The organism is Candidatus Microthrix parvicella Bio17-1, from assembly GCF_000299415.1.
In the GTDB taxonomy this organism is placed as follows: domain Bacteria; phylum Actinomycetota; class Acidimicrobiia; order Acidimicrobiales; family Microtrichaceae; genus Microthrix; species Microthrix parvicella.
Genome location: NZ_AMPG01000002.1, coordinates 432,378 through 452,316, shown reverse-complemented (window position 1 = coordinate 452,316; position 19,939 = coordinate 432,378). Strand labels below are relative to the sequence as shown.

General features: G+C 66.3%; 15 protein-coding genes. 6 read left to right on the top strand and 9 right to left on the bottom strand.

Annotation, left to right across the window (positions count from 1 at the left end; genetic code table 11):
• Positions 1-20 precede the first annotated feature (20 nt).
• The 3 genes from trxA to MPARV_RS24130 form a co-directional block, all read right to left on the bottom strand.
• Complete coding sequence (trxA, locus tag MPARV_RS0110330; RefSeq protein WP_012223138.1) at positions 21-446, bottom strand: thioredoxin; 426 nt, start codon at positions 444-446, stop codon at positions 21-23.
• Between the two features lie 23 nt (positions 447-469).
• A complete protein-coding gene (ettA, locus tag MPARV_RS0110325; RefSeq protein WP_020378178.1) occupies positions 470-2,176 on the bottom strand; it encodes an energy-dependent translational throttle protein EttA in 1,707 nt (568 codons plus the stop codon).
• Between the two features lie 138 nt (positions 2,177-2,314).
• Complete coding sequence (locus MPARV_RS24130; protein WP_020378177.1) at positions 2,315-3,799, bottom strand: histone H1-like repetitive region-containing protein; 1,485 nt, start codon at positions 3,797-3,799, stop codon at positions 2,315-2,317.
• A 69-nt stretch (positions 3,800-3,868) separates the two neighbouring features.
• Here MPARV_RS24130 and MPARV_RS0110315 point away from each other — a divergent pair, with 69 nt between their 5' ends.
• Positions 3,869-4,567: an HAD-IA family hydrolase gene (locus tag MPARV_RS0110315; RefSeq protein ID WP_020378176.1), complete on the top strand. Its 699-nt coding sequence runs from the start codon at positions 3,869-3,871 to the stop codon at positions 4,565-4,567.
• On the opposite strand, the gene MPARV_RS0110310 is transcribed toward MPARV_RS0110315, so the two are convergent.
• Both MPARV_RS0110310 and MPARV_RS0110305 read right to left on the bottom strand, forming a co-directional pair.
• Positions 4,506-6,068, bottom strand: coding sequence for an MFS transporter (locus tag MPARV_RS0110310; protein ID WP_020378175.1), 1,563 nt, complete (start codon positions 6,066-6,068; stop codon positions 4,506-4,508). The two genes, MPARV_RS0110315 and MPARV_RS0110310, sit on opposite strands and share 62 nt — an antisense overlap.
• Positions 6,069-6,114: 46 nt before the next feature.
• Positions 6,115-9,822, bottom strand: a complete 3,708-nt coding sequence (locus tag MPARV_RS0110305) for a multifunctional oxoglutarate decarboxylase/oxoglutarate dehydrogenase thiamine pyrophosphate-binding subunit/dihydrolipoyllysine-residue succinyltransferase subunit (RefSeq protein WP_020378174.1) — start codon at positions 9,820-9,822, stop codon at positions 6,115-6,117.
• A gap of 136 nt (positions 9,823-9,958) precedes the next feature.
• Between MPARV_RS0110305 and MPARV_RS0110300 the strand changes: the two genes are divergently transcribed.
• Both MPARV_RS0110300 and MPARV_RS22675 read left to right on the top strand, forming a co-directional pair.
• On the top strand, positions 9,959-10,768 hold the full coding sequence (locus MPARV_RS0110300) for an exodeoxyribonuclease III (RefSeq protein WP_012223149.1): 810 nt from the start codon (positions 9,959-9,961) through the stop codon (positions 10,766-10,768).
• Positions 10,761-11,549 (top strand): PaaI family thioesterase, encoded by a 789-nt coding sequence (locus tag MPARV_RS22675; RefSeq protein WP_020378172.1) that lies wholly within the window; start codon positions 10,761-10,763, stop codon positions 11,547-11,549. Before MPARV_RS0110300 ends, MPARV_RS22675 begins: the two co-directional genes overlap by 8 nt.
• Here the strand turns inward: MPARV_RS22675 and MPARV_RS22670 are convergent, their stop codons facing one another.
• Positions 11,550-13,715 carry an ATP-dependent DNA helicase UvrD2 gene (locus MPARV_RS22670; RefSeq protein ID WP_020378171.1) on the bottom strand — a complete coding sequence of 722 codons (2,166 nt, stop codon included), beginning with the start codon at positions 13,713-13,715 and terminating at the stop codon, positions 11,550-11,552.
• Between the two features lie 104 nt (positions 13,716-13,819).
• Here MPARV_RS22670 and MPARV_RS25220 point away from each other — a divergent pair, with 104 nt between their 5' ends.
• A complete protein-coding gene (locus MPARV_RS25220; RefSeq protein WP_157789550.1) occupies positions 13,820-14,467 on the top strand; it encodes a PH domain-containing protein in 648 nt (215 codons plus the stop codon).
• Between the two features lie 30 nt (positions 14,468-14,497).
• On the opposite strand, the gene MPARV_RS0110280 is transcribed toward MPARV_RS25220, so the two are convergent.
• The 3 genes from MPARV_RS0110280 to MPARV_RS0110270 form a co-directional block, all read right to left on the bottom strand.
• Complete coding sequence (locus MPARV_RS0110280; protein WP_155852218.1) at positions 14,498-14,809, bottom strand: hypothetical protein; 312 nt, start codon at positions 14,807-14,809, stop codon at positions 14,498-14,500.
• Between the two features lie 81 nt (positions 14,810-14,890).
• Complete coding sequence (locus tag MPARV_RS0110275; protein ID WP_020378168.1) at positions 14,891-15,739, bottom strand: aldo/keto reductase; 849 nt, start codon at positions 15,737-15,739, stop codon at positions 14,891-14,893.
• Positions 15,740-15,804: 65 nt separating this feature from the next.
• Entirely contained in the window at positions 15,805-16,833 is a 1,029-nt protein-coding gene (locus MPARV_RS0110270; protein ID WP_020378167.1) for a galactokinase, read from the bottom strand.
• Between the two features lie 176 nt (positions 16,834-17,009).
• Between MPARV_RS0110270 and MPARV_RS0110260 the strand changes: the two genes are divergently transcribed.
• Positions 17,010-18,398 (top strand): pyridoxal phosphate-dependent decarboxylase family protein, encoded by a 1,389-nt coding sequence (locus tag MPARV_RS0110260; RefSeq protein WP_020378166.1) that lies wholly within the window; start codon positions 17,010-17,012, stop codon positions 18,396-18,398.
• Positions 18,395-19,939, top strand: coding sequence for an FGGY family carbohydrate kinase (locus tag MPARV_RS0110255; RefSeq protein WP_020378165.1), 1,545 nt, complete (start codon positions 18,395-18,397; stop codon positions 19,937-19,939). The genes MPARV_RS0110260 and MPARV_RS0110255 overlap by 4 nt, the downstream gene beginning before the upstream one ends.

Genomic DNA, 19,939 nt, shown 5'->3' with positions numbered 1-19,939 from the left:
CAGGCCGGTTCTTCGACCGGTCAGGCCAGCGTGTCGTCAATCCAACTGCGCAGAGCGGGGCCGGGAAGGGCACCCACCTGGCGGCCCACCTCGTTGCCGTCGTGAAACAACAGCAGGGTGGGTATGCCCTGAACACCCAAACGGGCCGACACCCCGGGGGCCTCGTCCACGTTGACCTTCACCACTCGCAACTCGCCGGCTCGTTCGGACGCCAGCTTCTCCAGTTCGGGGGCGACCATGCGACATGGTCCGCACCAAGGCGCCCAGAGGTCGACCACCACCGGCAACGAAGACCCCTTGACCACCTGGGTGAAACCAGCCTCGTCGACCTCGATCAGCCATGGGAGCTTGGTATGGCAGCCGGCGCACTGCGGCTTGCCCGACGCGATATCGGGGACGCGGTTCTTGGTGGTGCAGCTTGGACAGGTGATCACGGTCGATGACATCAGGGCCTCCGGTGGTTGGATGGCTAGGAACGGGTAAGCGGCTTGTACTTGATGCGGTGGGGCTGGGATGCCTCGGCACCCAGTTCCTTCTTTCGCATCGCCTCGTAGTCGCTGAAGTTGCCCTCGAACCAGCGCACCTGGCTGTTGCCCTCGAAGGCCAGAACGTGGGTTGCGATGCGGTCCAGAAACCAGCGATCGTGGGAGATGACCACGGCACAACCGGGGAAGCTCTCCAGGCCTGCCTCGAGGGCGCGGAGCGTGTCGACATCGAGGTCGTTGGTTGGCTCATCCAACAGCAACACGTTGCCGCCGGTTCGCAGCAGTTTGGCCAGGTGCACCCGGTTGCGTTCGCCGCCCGAGAGCTGTCCCACCAGCTTCTGCTGGTCAGCGCCCCGAAAGTTGAAGCTGGCGCAGTAGGCGCGACCGTTCATCTCGCGCGTGCCCAGCTTGATGGTCTCATCACCGTCGGTGATCTCCTCGTAGACGGTGCGTTCGCCATCGAGGTGATCCCGGTGCTGGTCGACGTGGGCCATCTGCACGGTGGAGCCGACCCGGATCTCACCCGAGTCGGGCTGCGCATCCGGCGCGGCCGTTGCCTGTTCGCCGGCTTCGACCAGCATGCGGAAGAGCGTGGTTTTGCCGGCACCGTTGGGGCCGATCACACCGACGATGCCCGCCTTCGGAAGCGAGAACGTGAGATCGTCGATCAGCAGTTTGTCACCGAAGCCCTTGGTCAGGTGATCCACCTCGATGACCTGATCGCCGAGGCGATCGCCCGGTGGGATGTAAATCTCCAGACCATCGCTCGCGCCCCTGGCGGCCTGCTGCTCGGCGAGCAGTTGGTCGTACGCGGCCAGGCGGGCCTTGCTCTTGGCCTGGCGAGCCTTGGGCGCCATGCGCACCCACTCCAGCTCTCGCTCCAGGGTGCGCTGGCGGGTGGAGGCGTGCTTTTCCTCCTTTGCCAGCCGGGCCTGCTTCTGTTCGAGCCATCCGGAGTAGTTGCCTTCGAAGGGCATGCCCTTGCCGTGGTCCAGCTCGAGGATCCAGCTGGCGACGTTGTCGAGGAAGTACCGGTCGTGGGTGATCGCCACGACGGTGCCTTCGTAGTCGGCGAGGAACCGCTCGATCCAGGCGACCGATTCGGCGTCGAGGTGGTTGGTGGGCTCGTCGAGCAACAGCAGGTCGGGGCGCTTCAGCAGCAGGCGACAGAGTGCGACCCGGCGGGCCTCACCACCGGAGAGCGAGGCCACGTCGGCATCGCCGGGCGGCAACCGGAGGGCGTCCATGGCGATCTCGACGGTGCGCTTCAGGTCCCAGGCGCCGGCGGCCTCGATCTTGGCCTCCAGATCGGCCTGCTGGGCCCCGAGCGCCTCATAGTCGGCGTCCGGGTCGGCCCATCCGGCCATCAGCTCGTCGTAGTCGGTGAGCAGCTTGGCGGTCTCGGCCACCCCATCCATGACGTTGCCGGTGACGTCCTTGGACTCGTCCAGCTTCGGTTCCTGTTCGAGCATGCCGACGGTGAATCCAGGACTCAGGCGTGCCTCGCCCGTATACCCATCATCAATCCCCGCCATAATGCGCAGCAGGGTGGACTTACCCGAGCCGTTGGGGCCGATGACGCCGATCTTGGCGCCCGGGTAGAACGACAGCGAGATGTCCTTGAGCACCTCGCGCTCGGGCGGCACCACCCGTCCTACCTTGTACATGGTGAAGATGAACTGAGCCGACATGCATGCTCCAGCGACGGTGGGAGGGAAGCCCGGGCGTGTGCAGCGCCAACCGGGCGGATCGTCGATGGTACAGCCCGCGCCGGCCTTGCCCGGACGGCGGTGTCGTCGTCGATGGCTCCGTATCGAACCGGCTGTGACTCAGTCGGCGTTGTCCCGGGCGGCGGCCATGCGTTTGGCGTGCTCAGACTTCACCGGAGCGTGTTGCTCGGGTGCTGCCTTCTTGACGGGTGCCGCCTTCTTCGCCGGTGCCTTCTTTGCCGGCGCTTTCTTGGCAGGTGCCTTTTTGACCGTGGCCTTTTTGGCAGGTGCCTTCTTTGCCGACGCTTTCTTGACCGCGGCCTTTTTGGCGGGTGCCTTTTTAACCGGTGCCTTCTTTGCCGGCGCTTTCTTGGCCGCGGCCTTTTTGGCGGGTGCCTTTTTAACCGGTGCCTTCTTTGCCGGCGCTTTCTTGGCAGGTGCGGCCTTCTTGGCAGGTGCGGCCTTCTTGGCGGGTGCCTTCTTGGCGGGTGCCGCCTTCTTGACCGGCCCTGCCTTCTTGGCGGGTGCCTTCTTGGCGGGTGGTTCCTGTGCGGAAGGGGACTCGGCGGGCGGCGACTTGGAGGTGCCCTTGGAGTCAAGCGGCGCCATCGTGCTGCCGGCCGGCAACCGCAGGTCGACGCTGCGCAACGGTGTGTCGTAGCCCTCGACCTCCAGCGTCAACTCGGCGCCCATCGACATGTAGTCGCGGGCACGGGTGGGCGGAGGGTCGGCCAATGCCCTGAGCGGCAGATACGCCTTGGTGCCGTTCACATCGATGTAGGCGCCGTGGGACGAGAACTCCACCACGGTGCCGGTGACGGTGTCGCCCGGCTGATGCTCGCTGATGAAGCGAAGAAAATCGCCGGGCGAATTGACGGGGCTGGGCGTGGACGAGCGGCGCTTGGACGAACCGCCCCGCTCGTTGCGGCCGCCATCTGGAGAAGCGGACCGCTGAGCGCCCCCTGCCGCCTTCTGTTTGGCCGCCCGGGACCGCGGCGCCGCGGCGCCGTCGGGTTTGGAATCGCCCACCTTGGGCTTGTCCCCACCGGACGAGCCCGACCGCTTGGTGGGGGTCTTCTTGGGCGCGGGCGCCGCGCCCCTTTTGGCTGGTGCCGCGTCCCTCTTGGACGGTGGCGTGGACTTGGAGTCTGTTTTGGCCTCTTTGACGGCTCGTCTGCTCACCGAACCCCGCACAGGAGTGCGGGCGACGAATACCCACCCCACTCCGGTGACGGGCTTGCCGCCCCACAGCCGATCCTTGTCGAAGAGCCAGGTGTGTTCGCCGTGGAACTCCTGAAAGGAGTCGTTGGAGAACACCGAAGCGTTGGCCTTGTCGGCCACCTGAAGGATGAATGCGTCCCCACGGCCGACTACGCCGGCGGGAGGAGCAACGATTGACCCGTTGAGCACGCGTGCCTCGTAGTCGTCGCTTTCCTTACTGGAGATTCGATGCCCAAATGTCGCGTCCACAATGACCGTGATGTCGGCCTGGGGATGTTCGGCAGCGAATGCTTCGATTGCCTCATCGAGTTGGTTCAGACTGGGTTTGGTTCGCCCTTCGGTTGCAATGTTGGAACCGTCAACGACCACATGTGAAAGGGTCATGACCGCACCAGTCAATCACCTCCGGCTGCGCAAGGTGGGGATCGCGTTTGTTGCCTACCATCGTCGGTCATGAACCCGCCCGCCTTGCCAGCGTCGTCCGAGCCTCCAATTGAAGCGGTGATCTTCGATCTTGGTGGGGTCGTGTTGACCAGCCCGTTCGAGGCGTTCGCCCGCTACGAGGTCCGGTTGGGTCTTCCAGAGGGGTTCATCCGCCGGCTCAACATGGACAACCACGACGACAACGCTTGGGCGCGGCTGGAGCGGGGCGAGTTGGATGAGGCAGGCTTCGCTCAGGTCTTTGAATCCGAGGCTCGCGCCGCCGGTGGTGCCCTGGATGGACGGGCGATCCTGGGAATGCTGGTGGGGGAGGTTCGTCCGCAGATGGCGACCGAGGTGTTCAGACTGCTTGAGGAGGGCTACGGCGTGGCCTTCCTGACCAACAATGGGGTGCCCTTCAGCGAGGTGTCGGACGTGCTGCCCGACGGGTTGGCCGAGTTGCTGGGTGCGGTGGACGCCGTCATCGAGTCGGCCGTGCTGGGGATGAGAAAGCCCGAAGCGGCGTTCTATCGGGTGGCGCTTGGCGCCCTTGGGGTCGAGGCAGACCGGACGGCGTTTCTGGACGACCTCGGAGTCAACCTGAAGCCTGCGCGGGCCATGGGCATGACCACGATCAAGGTGGACGATCCGCAGGTGGCGATGAGCGAGCTCAGCGCGGCGCTGACAGCCCGGCCGCGGCACGGGCCGCCGCCTCCTCCCGCGACGGGCTGAACACGACGGCGACGGCGACGGCAGCGGTGAAGGCGAGCAGTGCCGACACCCCATTGGCGATGTTGAACGCGCTGGTGAACGCCACGCCGGCGCGTTCGATGAGCTCAGCGCCGCTGCCCGACGCCTTGGCGACCTGCCCGGCTCCGCCGACCGAGTCCCTTGCCTCGGCTGCCTGCGCCGGGCTGAGACCGAGCCCGTCAAGGCGGAGGCCGGCCTGGTAGGCGCTGGTGATGATGCTGCCCAGCACGGCGATGCCCAGCGCCCCGCCAAACTCCCGTGTGGTGTCGTTGACGGCGGAGCCCACCCCGGCCTTTGCGTCGGGCACCGCCGACATGATGTTGCCGGTCGCCGGGGCTGCGGTGATGCCCATGCCGGTACCCAGCAGTGCGTAGGCGAACCCGAGAGGCAGATAGGGCCACTGGGGTGTGGCCATGGTGAGCACGGCAAACCCGGCGGCGATGAAGCCAAAGCCTGTGGCGATCACCCGCCCGCTGCCGAAGCGGTCGCTCAGCGACGAACTACGCGGTGCAACCCACACCTGCATCACCGCAACAGGCACTGCTGCCAGCCCGGCGTACAACGCCGAGTAGCCGCGTACGAACTGGAGGTACAGGGTATTGAGAAAAAAGAAACCGATCATGGCGAAGAAGGTCACGGTGATCACGGCGCTGCCCACTGCGAAACGCAGGTCGCCAAACAGCTCGAGCGGCAGCATCGGGTGGGCGGCGCTGCGCTGACGTGCGACGAAGCCGAACAGCGTCAGGGCAGCCGTCCCGAAACCGATGAGCACGCCTGGGTTGGTCCAACCCAGGTTGGGGCCCTCGATAATGGCAAACACCAACGCGGTGATGCCGATGAGCGACAGCACGGTTCCCGCCGGGTCGAGTGGCGTGTTGTGGGGATCTCGTGAGTGGGGAGCCAACATGGCGATGGCGATCATCAGGAGGATCACAATGGGGATGTTCACCAGCAGCGCCGAGCCCCACCAGAAGGCCTCAAGCAGGGTGCCGGACACGATCGGCCCGATTGCGGCACCGGCGCCCGCGAAACCGGCCCAGACGGCGATCGCCCGTCGGCGTTCGTCGGGTGGAAACACCGTGGTCACCAGCGACAGCGTGGCGGGCATGACGAAGGCTGCTCCTGCACCCATCACCACGCGACCGGCGATCACCTGGACGGCGCTCGCCGCCAGACCTCCGACGGCCGCGCCGGTGGCGAAGATCGACAATCCGACGAGCAGTGCGTTGCGACGCCCGAAACGGTCACCGAGCGCCCCGGCCATCAACAACAGCCCGGCGAAAACCAGGGCGTAGGAGTCGATGATCCACTGCAGCGCAGAGTTGGAGGCCTCCAGCGATTCCTGAATGGTGGGAAGGGCCACATTCAACCCCGAGACCGACATGACCACCAACGTCAAGGACGCGGCCATCACACCCAGGATCATCCAGCGTCGCTCATGGATGTGAGGATCCTCGTAGAGCGGGGTGTGGGGCGCCGTCACGTGACGGCGCCGCAGCGGGTAATCGGGCCCAAGCGGGTGAACGCGCTCAGGCGAATTCCCGCCGGTCCTTCTCTGGCAGGGGACCGAAGGATTTGGTGAGAATCTCGTCCTGCTCCTGGCGGTGGATCAGCGACGACCCGGTGGCAGGGCTGCCCGAGGCCACCCGACTGACCCGACGGATCTGCATACCGCGGCCTTCGAACGCCTCGTACAAGCGACCCTTGATGCCGTTCCACGGTCCCATGTTTTCGGGCTCCTCCTGCAACCACACGATCTCGTTGCAGTTGGGGTATCGATCAAGTTCGGCCTCGATGGCAGCGAACGGCCATGGGAACAGTTGCTCCACGCGGGCGACTGCCATGGGTACGTTCAGTTGGTTGCGTCGCTCGATTGCTTCGTGGGCCACCTTGCCCGAGGCCAACACCACCCGGGTGACCGTCTCGGGGTCGAGGCCGGAGTCATCGGGCAGCAGCTCGCAGAAGTGGCCGTCCGTGAACTGGGAAATCGGTGATCGGTAACTCTTTGCCCGCAGGCCCGACTTGGGCGTGAAGATGATCAGCGGCTTGTTGCCGTCTCGGTGGATCTGGCGGCGCAGCAGGTGAAAGTACTGGGCGGCGGAGGTGACGTTGCACAACTGGATGTTGTCCTCGGCCGCCAGGATCAGGAATCGCTCGATGCGGGCCGATGAGTGCTCGGGTCCCTGACCCTCGTAGCCGTGGGGCAACAACATCACCAGGTCGGAGGTTTGCTTCCACTTGTCCTCGGCGGCCACCAGGTACTGATCGACGATGATCGAGGCGCCGTTGACGAAGTCGCCGAACTGGGCCTCCCACATCACCAGCGCGTCGGGGTTCTCCACCGAATAGCCATACTCGAAGCCGAGTGCCGCGTACTCCGAGAGCAGCGAGTCGTAGATCCAGAGCTCGGAGCCGTCGGTGGTCAGGGCGCTGAGGGGCAGGTAGTCGTCACCGGTGTGAAAGTCCACCAGGGCCGCGTGGCGCTGAGAGAAGGTACCTCGGCGGCTGTCCTGACCTGCGAGGCGCACCGGGGTGCCCTCGGCCAGCAGCGAGCCGAACGCCAAGGCCTCGCCGAGCGACCAATCGACCTCACCCGCCTCAAACATTTTGCGGCGGGTGTCGAACTGCTTGGCCAGCTTGGGGTGGATGGTGAAGTCGGCCGGTACCGTATTGAGCGCCTCGAAGATGCGGTCGAGCTCGGTGCGGTCAACGCCGGTGGCGACCGGACCGATGACTCCCTCCGGGTTCGGGGGAGCCGGCACCGTGCGTGGTTCCGAAGGTTTGGCCTCCCGGGTGGATTCCAGTGCGTTGGTCAGTTCGGCGTGGTAGGCGTCTGCCGCCTTCTCGGCCTGCTCCAGGCTGATGTGGCCCCGCCCGACCAGCGATTCGGTGTACAGCTCGCGCACCGGCGCCATGTTGTCGATCCGTTGATACATCAGCGGTTGGGTGTAGCTGGGGTCGTCACCCTCGTTGTGGCCGTGCTTGCGGTAGCAGACCATGTCGATCACAACGTCTTTGCCGAACTCGCGCCGGTACTCGTACGCCAGCCGTGCCACGCGCACACACGCCTCGGGGTCGTTGCCGTTGACGTGAAAGATCGGCGCCTGCACCATTTTGGCCACATCGGTGGGGTATTCGGAGCTGCGGGCCGACTCGGGCGGGGTGGTGAAACCCAACTGGTTGTTGATCACCAGGTGGATGGTGCCGCCCGCCTTGTAACCCTTGATGCTGGAGAGGTTGAGCGTCTCGGCCACCACGCCTTGGCCGGCGAATGCCGCGTCGCCATGCACCAGGATGGGCAGCACCGGATACTTGTTCTCGACGTTCTTCGGGATCTGGTCCATTTTGGCCCGGGCGATGCCGAGAACGATCGGGTCCACCGTCTCCAGGTGTGACGGGTTGGCCGCCAGTTCCAGATCGATCACGTTGCCGGCGACCGACTTGAACTGGCCGCGCTGGCCGAGGTGGTACTTCACGTCGCCGGAGCCCTGCACCGCGTCCTCGTCGATGATCTGCTCGAACTCGCCGAACAGGTCCTGGTAGCGCTTGCCGACGATGTTCACCAGCACGTTGAGACGTCCGCGGTGGGCCATGCCCAACACCGCCGAGTCCATGTGATTGGCAGCGGCCAGCGTGAGCACCTCGTCGAGGATCGGAATGGCCGACTCGGCCCCTTCCAGACCAAAACGCTTCTGGCCAAGAAACTTCGTGCCGAGGAACTGTTCGAGCGCATCGGCCTTGTTGAGCAGGTCGAGGATGTGGATCTGCTCGTCGCCGGTCAGGGTGAAGGTTTTTCCGCTCTCCATCTTCTCCTGGATCCAGCGCTTCTCGTCCACCTCCTGCATGTGCATGAACTCGACGCCGATGGTTCGGCAGTAAGCGTTGCGCAGCACCCGGAGGATCTCGCTGAGGGGCAGGCGATCCTGGCCGCCGACGCTGGCGTAGATGCTCCCCGGACCGGTCTGAAACTCGCGGTCGAGGTCCCAGATGGTGAGGCCGTAGGTGACCGGGTCAAGTTCCTCGTGAATCTCGGGGATCTTGGCCGCCAGCGGATCGAGTTCGGCGATGAGGTGGCCGCGGCTGCGGTACATGTTGACCAGCATGGCGATGCTCATCTGCTTCTGGATGAGCCCGCCCAGGTGATCGGCGGGGTTGGAGTCCTGACGCCACTCCACCGCAACGTACGGCACGCCGATGTCGGCGAATATGCGACGGTAAAAATCCTCATCGCCCAGAAGGAGTCGCTCGACGGTTCTGAGGAACGAGCCGGATTCGGCTCCCTGGATCACCCGGTGGTCGTAGGTGGAGGTGAGGGTCAGCACCTTGGAGATGCCCAGGTTGGCGATCGTTTCGGGGTCTGCGCCTTGATAGGCGGTGGGGTAGGCAAGCTTGCCCACCCCGACGATCACCGACTGTCCAGACATCAACCTGGGCACCGACAGCACCGTACCGATCGTGCCCGGGTTGGTCAGGCTGACCAACGCACCCTGGAAATCATCGACGGTCAGCTTGTTGGCCATCGTGCGGTCGACCACGTCGCCATAGGCGTCGACGAATTCGCGGAAGTTCATCGATTGGGCGCCCTTGATCACCGGCACCATCAGCAGGCGCTCGCCACGACGTTCCACATCGATGGCCAGCCCCATGCCGATCTCGCTGTGGCGGGTCACCTGCGGCTTCCCATCGTCGTCCCGGCTGAAGGTCACCGCCATGTCCGGGTGATGGTCGGCGATGGCCCGCACGATGGCGTACCCGATGATGTGCGTGAAGCTGACCTTGCCACCGCGGGTGCGGCCCAGGTGCCCGTTGATGACCCCGCGGTTGACCTCGAGCAGCTTTGCCGGAACATCGCGAACCGAGGTGGCGGTCGGAACCCCGAGTGAGGCCTCCATGTTTTCGGCGATCGCAGCGCCGATGCCCCGGATGGGCTTGGTCTCACCGGTGGCTGCCGGCGGCTTTGGGGGCGCTGCCTGCTTGGGCGGAGCCTGCTTTGGGGGCGCTGCCTGCTTGGGCGGAGCCTGCTTTGGGGCCACCTGCTGTTCGGGAGCCCCATCAGCGACCGGTGCGTTCTGCTGTGAAGGCTGGGCGGAACGACCGGCGCCGTTCGCGGAGCCATCGCCGCCGAAGTACTCGCGCCACTCCTCGGACACCGATGCAGGGTCTTGGTTGTATGCGTCGCGGTACTCGTCCACCAACCAGCTGTTGGGGCCCAGCAGTTCATCAGGTGAGGTGCTCATCAAGGCCGAGCCTACAAACCCGCACCACGCAAGCGGCACCTCCCGATTCCAGTCGGCATCGGCGCCGCTACGGTGGGGCGCCCCGCGTCATCCGATCGGTCTCGTTCGGTCGCCGATTCGCCCCAAGGAGCCTGCAGTGCTGGTCGCCACCTGGAACGTCAACTCGCTCAACGCCCGCATGCAGCGTGTGGAGGAATGGGTTGAGATGGTGCAGCCCGACGTGCTGATGATGCAGGAGACCAAGCTGGCCGATGACAAGTTCCCTCACTTGAGCTTTCAATCGATGGGATATGAGACAGCCCACTTCGGTGAGGGTCGCTGGAATGGCGTGGCCATCATCTCCAAGGTTGGTCTGAGCGACGTCCACAGCGGGTTTCGCGGTGACGATCCGGCGGGCTGGGACCACCCGGCGGAGGCACGGCTGTTGTGGGCAACCTGTGGACCTGTTCGCTGCGCATGCGTCTACGTGCCAAACGGCCGCGAGGTGTCCAACGACCATTACCGATTCAAGCTGGCGTGGCTTGAACGGTTGCGGAGTGATCTTGTGGACGAAGTGGCCGCGGCAGAACACTTCGTCATCGGTGGTGATTGGAACATCGCGCCCACCGATGCCGACGTGTGGGACGTCGGCGTGTTCGACGACAACTCCACCCACGTGTCAGTCCCCGAACGGGACGCGCTGTTGGCGATCACCGACGTCGGCCTGCGTGACACCTTCCGGGAGCGGTACCCCGCCGACGGTGACCTGTACAGCTGGTGGGACTATCGGGGCGGCAACTTTCACAAGCGAAAGGGCATGCGTATCGACTTTCTGCTGTCCAACCCCACGTTGGCCGATGCAGTGGTGAGCGACCTGGTGGACCGCAACGCTCGAAAGGGCACCAAGCCATCCGACCACGCGCCGGTGCTGGCCCTGTACAACCTCGATGGGGGACATCATGAGTAGTGCAGCAACGGGCGACAGTGCGACCGAGGCCGAGGTGGCGAGTACGGCCACCTTCCCGAACTCAAGCACGATCAGTCGCATCGAGCGGCTGGATCAGATCGAGATCACGCCGCAGCGGGTGGCGCTCCGGCGCGTCGCCGCCGAGATGCGGGCGATCATCGAGGGACTGACCTCCACCAGCACCGACGCCGCCGCGCTCGATGGCATTGCCTCCGAGCTTGCCGATATTGCCACCTTGATCGCCGAACACCCCAAGGGGCGGGTCTACGAAGGCTTCGCCGAGCTGGCCAACGCCGGGAGACTGACGCCCGACAACCCCGAGGTCCAGGCGTTGGCGGCCGAGATGTACGCCACGTTCGACCACAGCCCGTTCATCGGCCTGGCCAATCCGCTTTCGCCGCCCATGAGCCTGCATATGCACAGCGACGAAGTCACCGGCACGGTCACGTTTGGTTCGGCGTACGAAGGGCCGCCCGGCAACGTGCACGGCGGTTACGTCGCAGCCGTGTTCGACGAGCTGTTGGGCTCCACCCAGGGGCTCTCGGGTGCCCAGGGTATGACCGCCTACCTCCACACCGACTATCGGTCGCCGACGCCGCTGCACACCGAGCTGACCATGAGGGCGTGGGTGCACGATCGGGTGGACCGCAAGATCCGGGTACGTGGCACCATTCACGCCGGCGAGCGGCTGACCGCCGAGTGCGAGGGGCTGTTCATTTCGATGCAGCCGGGCGTCTTCAAGCAGTTGCTCAACGACCGCGCCGAGCTCGACGACGCCTGATTAGGAGTCGGAGTCGGCGATGAGCTTCAGGAGCGCTTGGCCGAAGAGGTCCGCTTTGGTGGGGCCGATGCCGCGGGTTTCGAGGAGTTGGGCGCGGGTGACGGGGCGGTCGCTCGCCAACCGGGTGAGCACGTCGTCGGTGAGGATGACGAATGCGGGCTTTTTTGCGGCACGCGACTGTTCCAGACGCCAGGCACGCAGCCGACCGAACAGCTCGGCGTCGGCGCCGGTGAGCCCGGCCTTGGTGACGGGCGCCGACTTGTGGCCCTGCCTGGATCGAGGAGCGCGTGGCCGCCGGTGTTCCACACCGTTGAGGAAGTCGAGTGCCGCCTCGACCGGTTCGAGAAATGCCGACGGCTTGCGGCGCATCTCCCGGGTGCCGGTGGTGCGTTTTTCGGCCCGATGCAGCACCAGCTCGTCCTCGGCACGGGTGATCGCCACGTAGAACAGCCGGGTCTCCTCGGCCAGCTCGCCCTGGGTCTCGGCGAAATGGATTGGGATCAGGCCTTTCTCCACCCCGGCCAGGTGCACCACCTTCCATTCGAGGCCCTTTGCGGCGTGAAAGGTGGACAACTCCACCACGTCGGTATCCGAACCGCCGGCATCGGCCAGGCTGGATCGCAGCCAGGCGGAGAACCCGGTGGGGGTGCCGGCAGGGTCGAGGTCGAGGTACTCGCGGCCCATCCGCACCAACTCGTCCAGGTTGGCCAGCCGATCGGCTGTGAGGTGCTGCGGTGCGATGCGACCAGCGTGGCCCGACGGACCCGCTGCGGTCTCGCGCCGGTTGGGCACAGCCCCCCGAGGAACGGGCCCGGAGGGCTCGGCTGCAGCTGTGGCTTCGTCGAAGTTGTCGTCGAAGTTGTCGTCGTCGTCGCCATCGAGCAACGCCTCGCTGCGTTCCACCTGCGGACGCACCTCCCGCAACTCCCGGGCCAGATCGCCGATCCAGGTGCCCACCTCGCGGGCCCGCCGGAGGCTGCGGAGGACGTCGTTCACCTCGGGCTGGTCCAGCAGACCGCCGCCCCCCCGGGTGCGATGGGGGATACCGGCAGCTCCGAGGGCCTGGGTCAGGGGGGCAAGCTGCGCGTTGGTGCGTACCAGCACGGCAAGGTCGGCCCAGCGGCGCCCGGGTCGGCGTGCCGATCGCAGCTCCCGTGCGATGTGGCGGGCCTCCTGGACCTCGTCGGGATGGACTGCGACGGTGGGGATGGGCCCGTCGGGCCGGGTGGGCACCAGTGCGGCGCCCCGCTGATCGCTGCCGTCGCGCAGCACCTGGTTGGCCACCGTGAGGATCTGCGGCGACGAGCGGTAGTTGCGGGTGAGGCTGACCGTGGCCGTTTCCTGGAAATACCGGGGCATGTCCACCAGGTAGCTCGCGTCGGCCCCGTTCCAGGCATAGATCGCCTGATGTGGGTCGCCGACCACGGTGAGGTGAGCGCCCTCGCCCATCCATGCCGACAGCAGCTGAAACTGGCGGGGGTTGACGTCCTGAAACTCGTCGACGAACAGGAACCGGTTCATCCATTGACGCCCCGAGGCGTAGACGGGGTCGGCGCGCAGGTCGCGGGCGGCCAGGCGCAGGAGGTCATCGAAGTCCACAACCCGCTGGCGACGCTTGTGGTTGACGTAGGCGGCCATGATCTCGGCCATGCGGGTGGGGTCGTAAGGCGGATCCCGGCGGGCGGTCGTTGCGGCGGCCGGATAATCCTCCGGCTCGACGCAGCGGGCGTTGGCCCATTCGATTTCGCTCATCACGTCCAGCAGCGCTGTGGTGGTGCGCTCCCCGCTGACGCTTCGGATCATGCCCAGCTTGGACGTGATCAGCTCGGGGGGAGTGATACCCCGTTCCGCCCAGCGCTGACGGAGCTGGGCCCATGCGATCGAGTGGAACGTGCCGGCCTGTACGCCGTCGCGAAGGCCGAGTTGGCCCAACCGGCTGCGCAGTTCGGAGGCGGCCTTGCGTGTGAACGTGACGGCCAGCACCGCCCGTGGGTCGATGGCTCCGGTGGCGGACTGGTAGGCGATGCGCCGGGTGAGCACGCGGGTTTTACCCGACCCGGCACCGGCCAGGATGCGGAGGCGGAGGGACTCATGGGTGGCCGCTTCCCGCTGCTCGGGATTGAGGCCGGCGACCAGAGCATTCGGCTCTGTGGATGATTCGCTCACCCGGGCGAGCGTACCGGCCGCCGGTGACACTCAAGTCGGGTCAATCGTTCGCCCACGGTCATCTTCGTCCCGATATCGTTGGCGCCGAGATCTCAGGAGCACCCATGGCATATCCCACCAACCTGCTGCAACCCGACGAGGAGGTCGTCCTCGAACTGAATCCGCACTGGAAGTACCTGTTCTGGCCCACGCTCATCTTGGTGCTCAGCATCGTTGGCGGCCTCTTCGTGCTGAATCAGGAACGGGTGGTTCAGGTCCCGCTGGGGCTGGTGGTCCTCATTGCACTCGGTTGGTTCATCAAGCGATTCATCCTCTGGCGCACCACCACGTTCATTCTCACGACCGACCGATGTATCTACCGGTCTGGGGCGCTCGTGACCTCCGGGGTGGAGATGCCCCTCGAGCGCATCAACACCGTGTTTTTCCAGCAGACCCTGTTCGAGCGGATGCTGGGCGCCGGCGACCTGGCCATCGAGTCGGGCGGTGAAACCGGCAAGGAGTACTTCCACGACATTCGCAACCCGCCCGAGGTGCAGCACGAGATCTACACCCAGATGGAGGCCAACGAGAATCGCAAGTTTGATCGCATCGGCCAGGAGGCTGCCGAGGGTGCCCGCGCCTACAGCGCGTCGACGGCACAGACCGGTCCGATCACCGTGGCCGAGCAGCTTGAGAAGCTGGCGGAATTGCGTGAGAAGGGTGTACTCACCGACGAGGAGTTTGAAACCCACAAAGCCAACCTGCTGGCCTGAGCCCCTCCGGTTTGCGCTGCTCGGACCTGGTCAGTCGGGATCGGGCGACCACACCAGGTCCCAGCGGTCGTTGCAGCCGCTGCAGCGGTACACCAGTGGGATTCCGTCAGTGATTTCGTCGGGTTCGCCATCGAAGCTGTCGCCGGTGGGGATACCGGACAACTCCGCCCGGTCCCACGGGTCGAGGTTGGCGCCGGCTTCGGTGGACGGCGCCGCGGCGCCGACCGGGTTGGACCACGGAGCATCGGACGCCTCCGGGTCGGTGGGGTCGACGAGGAGGTGGGCCTCGAAGCCGCAGTCGACACAGATGATCACCTTTGGGGGACGGGCGGGGTCGTGCACGGAAGGAACCGTACCGGAGCAGGGGCCCAACACACCTCCCATTGCCGGCCCGGCCACCATCCGGAGGGGTGACTGCTGAGCTCAGGCCACCGCGTCGAGGGCGGCGACCTGAGTGGGCGACAGGGTGACCGAGGCGGCGCGCATGTTGTCCTTGAGGTGATCGATCGACTTCGTGCCGGGAATGGGAAGTACCACCGGTGACCGCTGGAGCAGCCATGCCAGTGCGACCTGGGTCGGTGAGGCGCCCACGTCACGGACCACGTGGTCCACGGGCCCGCCCGGCTCCGCCAACCTGCCGGTGGCGATTGGAAACCAGGGAATGAACCCGATGCCCAGTTCGGTGCAGCGGTCGAGGACGTCCTCAGAGGCCCGTTCGATCAGGTTGAACCGATTCTGCACGGTGGCAACCGGGATCTGCTCGCGGGCTGCGTTGAGCTCCTCGACCGACACCTCGGAGAGGCCGATGTGGCGCACCTTGCCCTCGTCGCGCAGGTCACCGAGCACGCCAAACTGTTCCTCCCGGGGAACCGCCGGATCGATTCTGTGGAGCTGGAACAAGTCGAGGCGCTCGACGCCGAGACGGCGCAGGGTGAGCTCGGCCTCCTGGCGCAGGTACTCCGGGCGGCCGACAGGGTGCCACTCGCCCGGTCCGGTCCGAACCAGACCGGCCTTGGTGGCGATGGTGACGTCGCCATATGGGGCGAGGGCTTCGGCGATCAGTTCGTCCGCCACATACGGGCCATAGGAGTTGGCGGTGTCGATGAAGTCGACACCAAGTTCAACGGCGCAGCGCAGGACGGCGAGGGCGCCGTCGTGGTCCTCCGACGGACCCCACACTCCGGGCCCCGGCAGCTGCATCGCCCCGTAGCCCAGCCGGTTGACCGTCAGATCACCGCCGATGTCGAAGGTGGTTGTGGCGTCGGTGGTCATCGAGGTGCTCCTTGTGGTCGGAAGGCGCCAGGCTACGGCTGGCCACGACCGATCGGTTGGAGTGGCTACAACAGTCGGGCACCATCCCCGGCCTGAACGAGCCACGCGTCGGATCGAACGGTGGAGAGGTCGGTGCCCGGCCGGGCCAACACCACGACGCAGCCACCGAATCCCGCCCCGGTCAGCCGGGCCCCGAAAACGTCGCCCCGTGATGACAACTCCAGCACCAGGTGGTCGAGTTCGGGCACCGACACGTTGAAGTCGTCACGGAGCGACGCATGGCTTTGCAGCATCAGCTGGCCCACCTCGGTGGGGTCGTCGGCCTCCAGCGCAGCGGCAGCAACCCGAACCCGATCGCACTCGGTACGGACGTGGCGGGCACGACGCACGAGAACCGGGTCGTCGATTGCCTCGATGTCGTCCAGCGATGCCTCGGCGAGCGGGCCCACCAGCTTGGCTGCGACCTCGGTGGCGCGGCGCCGTTCGGCATAAGCGGAGTCGGCGAGTCGGCGGGGCACTCCCGAATGCAGCACCCACACCTCCACCGAGTCCGGCATCCTCACTACTCGGTGGCGCTCGGTGGCGCAGTCGATCAGGAGGGCGTGTCCAGCGACGCCGGCGGCGATCGTCAACTGGTCCATGATGCCGGAGGGTACGCCCGACGCGACCTGCTCGGCCCGCTGACCGAAGCGGGCGAGCTCAAGCGGTGACCCGTCGAACCCCAGGGCAAGGGCCACCGCCAATTCCAGCGACGACGACGACGACAGTCCGGCCCCGACGGGCAGGGTGGTGGTGACCTCGCCGGATCCGCCCACGGTGGATGCCAGTTCCAAGGCGGCCGCTGCGACAAATCGACCCCAGGCGGGCTCCAACGTCGTCAGGTCTTCGGCCAGCACACCGCCGAGAGGCAGGTCGAGGTGCAGCGACTGGCGTCGTGCCGATCGCAGGTGGAGCGTGTTGCCCCCCGGCTGCAACGTGACCGTCGTGCCCAGGTTGATCGCCATTGGCAACACCAGACCGCCTGCGTAGTCGGTGTGATCTCCGATGAGGTTGACTCGGCCCGGTGCCCAGGACCGAAGGGTTTCGGTGACCATCAACGTGCCCTTCGAAGGTGTGTCGTCAGAGCGTGAGATCTGGTCATCGGGGCGAAACTATCGGGTCGGCCGGCGACCGGGCACGTGAGCGGAGACAAACCGAACGCGAACGGTGGGTCAATGGTCACAGTGCCTCCCGTGGGTTGATTGGCCCCTTTCAGCTACGGTCAGCACTCATGAGCGCCTACCCCTACGCCGATCGTTTCCCCGTCAACCGCACCCTTCCGAAGGAGGGCAGGGACCCGGGTGAGATCATCGACGAGCTGCGCACCCTGGCCACCGAGGAGGACACCTCCTGGGAGGACGGCAAGGTGTCGGGCACGATGTATTGCGGCGACCACGATCACTACGAGTTTCTCAACGAGGCGTTCGCGCTCTTCGCCCACGTCAACGCGTTGCAGCGCGACATCTGCCCGTCGGCCACCCGCTTCGAGGGCGAGATCATCGCCATGACGCTCGACCTGTTCCATGCCGACGCGGTCACCGACGGCACGCCGGTGGGCATCGTCACCTCGGGTGGCACCGCGTCGATCGCCCACGCGATCCTCGCCTACCGCGAGGCCGGCCGGGCGCGCGGGATCACCAACCCCAACATCGTGAAGGCCGAGACGGCGCACCCCGCCTTCGGCAAGGCCGCCCAGCTGTTCGGCCTCGAGCAGCGGAACGTGGCGATCGACCCCGTGAGCACCAAGGCCGACATGGCTGCGGTGCGCGCCCAGATCGACGAGAACACGGTGGCGATCATCGGCTCGGCCTGCAACTACGGCTACGGCACGATCGACCCGATCGGCGAGATGTCCGAGCTGGCGGTCGAGCGCGGCGTCGGCCTGCACGTCGACGGCTGCCTGGGCGGGTTCATCCTGCCCTTCGGCCAGGAGCTGGGCTACCCGTTCGAGGTGTTCGACTACCGCCTCCCCGGCGTGACCTCGATGAGCTCGGACACCCACAAGTACGGCTACGGGCTGAAGGGCTCGTCCGTGGTGACGTTCCGTGACACGGCGCTGCGTCGGGGCCAGTACTTCTACGAGACCGAGTGGACCGGTGGAAAGTACTGCTCGCCGTCGATGGACGGATCGCGCAGCGGCGGCCTGCTCGCCGCCACCTGGGCCTCGATGGTGAAGCTGGGCCGCGACGGCTACCTCAAGTACGCCAAGGAGATCTTCGAGACGGCCGACAAGATGATCGCAGCCGTGCGCTCGCACCCCGAGCTGAGGATCATGGGCGACCCCACGTTCCTGTTCAGCTTCACCTCTGACGAGTTCGACATCTACCACGTCAACGACTTCATGAAGCTGCGCGGCTGGCGCTTCAACGGCCAGCAGTACCCCAACGCCATCCACATGGCGGTCACCCGCCCCCAGACCCAGGAGGGCGTGGCCGAGGCGTTCGAGAAGGACCTGGCCGAGGCGGTCGTCTACGCCACGGAGAACTCCGACGGCACGCCGGACAGCGCAGCGATTTACGGCGGAATCCCAGGCGGCATGACCAGCGACGTCGACGAGTTCATCCGCGACATCATGGCCAACATGATGGACGAACAGCAGGGCGTGCCCCCGGCCTCGTGAGCGCAGCGGCGCTCGCCATCGGGATTGACGTCGGGTCGACCAACGTCAAGGTGGTGGCCCTCGCCGCCGATGGGTCGCTGGCGGCCCATCGCCGGCGCCCGCTGGCGACCAACGACCGGCCGCCGATCTGCGAGCAGGAACCCGAAGAGATCTGGGATGCGGTGCTCAGCGGTGTTGCGGAGTGTGTTGCCGAGGCCACGATCGACGCACCGGTTGTTGGCGTGGCGCCATTGGTGACGATTGGCGTGACCAGCCAGTATTCCTCCACGGTGCCGGTCGGCCCGGGCGGAACGCCTGCCGGGCCGCTGGTGATGTGGCGGGACCGGCGAGGCACCGAAGCCTGCCACGAGCTGCTGGGCACGCCTGGACTGTTCGAGCTCTGGGTGGAGCGCCACGGCATCCCGCCCATCGGTGGTGGGCTCGGCCTGGCTCACCTGCTGCACCTCAGCGCCGAGGACCCCGGCGGGCAGACCCGGTTTGTCGAGGTGATGGATGGCATCACCGCCCGCCTGACCGGCCGGGTAACCGCCACCCGACACAGCATGTTCACCAGCCAGCTGTGCGACAACCGCAGCCCGCAGGACGTGTCACGTGCGTACGACCCGGACCTGCTGGCCGCCTCCGGCATCGACCCTGCTCGGCTTCCTCCGCTGGTTGCCCCGGATGAACCGGTGGGCACGGTGACCGCCGACCTGGCCGCCAGGCTTGGGGTGGATCCAGCCTCGAACGTGGCACCCGGCATCAACGACACCGGCGCGGTCGCGCTGGCCACCGGCGCTGAGAAGCCCCGGCAAGGGGGGGTGATTGCGGGTGTCTCCATCGGGACCACCAGCGTGTTGGTCACCAGCATGGACCACAAGGCCGAGGACCTCGACCACGAGATCCTGACGATGCCCGCCCCGGACATCGGCTACCTGGTGATGGCGGAGAACGGCCTGGGCGGAAGGGTTCCTGAGGCGATGCTGGCGCTGCTCGACGGAGCCGATGAGATGGGCGAGACGCGTTTCGCCGGGGCTGAGGCCGCCTTGGCCTCTACGGAGCCGGGCGCTGGGGGAGTGCTGGGCCTGCCGTGGCTGGATGGCTCGATGGCGCCGTCGGGCAGCTCGACGGCGCGCGGTGGATTCATCGGCGTGTCGCTGTCGACGACCCGAGCCCAACTGATCCGGGCCACCTTCGAGGGAGTGGCGCACAACCTGGCATGGCTGCTTCGCCACGTCGAGGCGTTCATTGGCGCACCAGTGGACGAGATCCGCCTCACCGGAGGTGGTGCCCAGGTGGCGGGTTGGCCCCAGATCATCGCCGATGTGCTGAATCGTCCGGTGCGGGTCGTGGCCGAACCGGGGTTGGCGGCCGCTCGGTCGGCGGCACTGCGGGCACGCCATCTGGGTTCGGGCAGCGACGAGTGGTCCCCGACGCCCGCAGCGACCTCGGCGTCGCTCCAACCAAATTTGGAGGCACGGGGCGTGTACGAACGGCAGCAGCAGGCGTTCGAGCGCGCCTTCGATGCACTCATCCCGGTCTTGGAGTTGCTGAATCCTTAG

Coding starts and splice junctions, on each gene's coding strand:
- trxA (WP_012223138.1), bottom strand. CDS start 446: ATGTCATCGACCGTGATCACCTGTCCAAGCTGCACCACCAAGAACCGC.
- ettA (WP_020378178.1), bottom strand. CDS start 2,176: ATGTCGGCTCAGTTCATCTTCACCATGTACAAGGTAGGACGGGTGGTG.
- MPARV_RS24130 (WP_020378177.1), bottom strand. CDS start 3,799: ATGACCCTTTCACATGTGGTCGTTGACGGTTCCAACATTGCAACCGAA.
- MPARV_RS0110315 (WP_020378176.1), top strand. CDS start 3,869: ATGAACCCGCCCGCCTTGCCAGCGTCGTCCGAGCCTCCAATTGAAGCG.
- MPARV_RS0110305 (WP_020378174.1), bottom strand. CDS start 9,822: ATGAGCACCTCACCTGATGAACTGCTGGGCCCCAACAGCTGGTTGGTG.
- MPARV_RS22675 (WP_020378172.1), top strand. CDS start 10,761: ATGAGTAGTGCAGCAACGGGCGACAGTGCGACCGAGGCCGAGGTGGCG.
- MPARV_RS25220 (WP_157789550.1), top strand. CDS start 13,820: ATGGCATATCCCACCAACCTGCTGCAACCCGACGAGGAGGTCGTCCTC.
- MPARV_RS0110275 (WP_020378168.1), bottom strand. CDS start 15,739: ATGACCACCGACGCCACAACCACCTTCGACATCGGCGGTGATCTGACG.
- MPARV_RS0110270 (WP_020378167.1), bottom strand. CDS start 16,833: ATGGTCACCGAAACCCTTCGGTCCTGGGCACCGGGCCGAGTCAACCTC.
- MPARV_RS0110260 (WP_020378166.1), top strand. CDS start 17,010: ATGAGCGCCTACCCCTACGCCGATCGTTTCCCCGTCAACCGCACCCTT.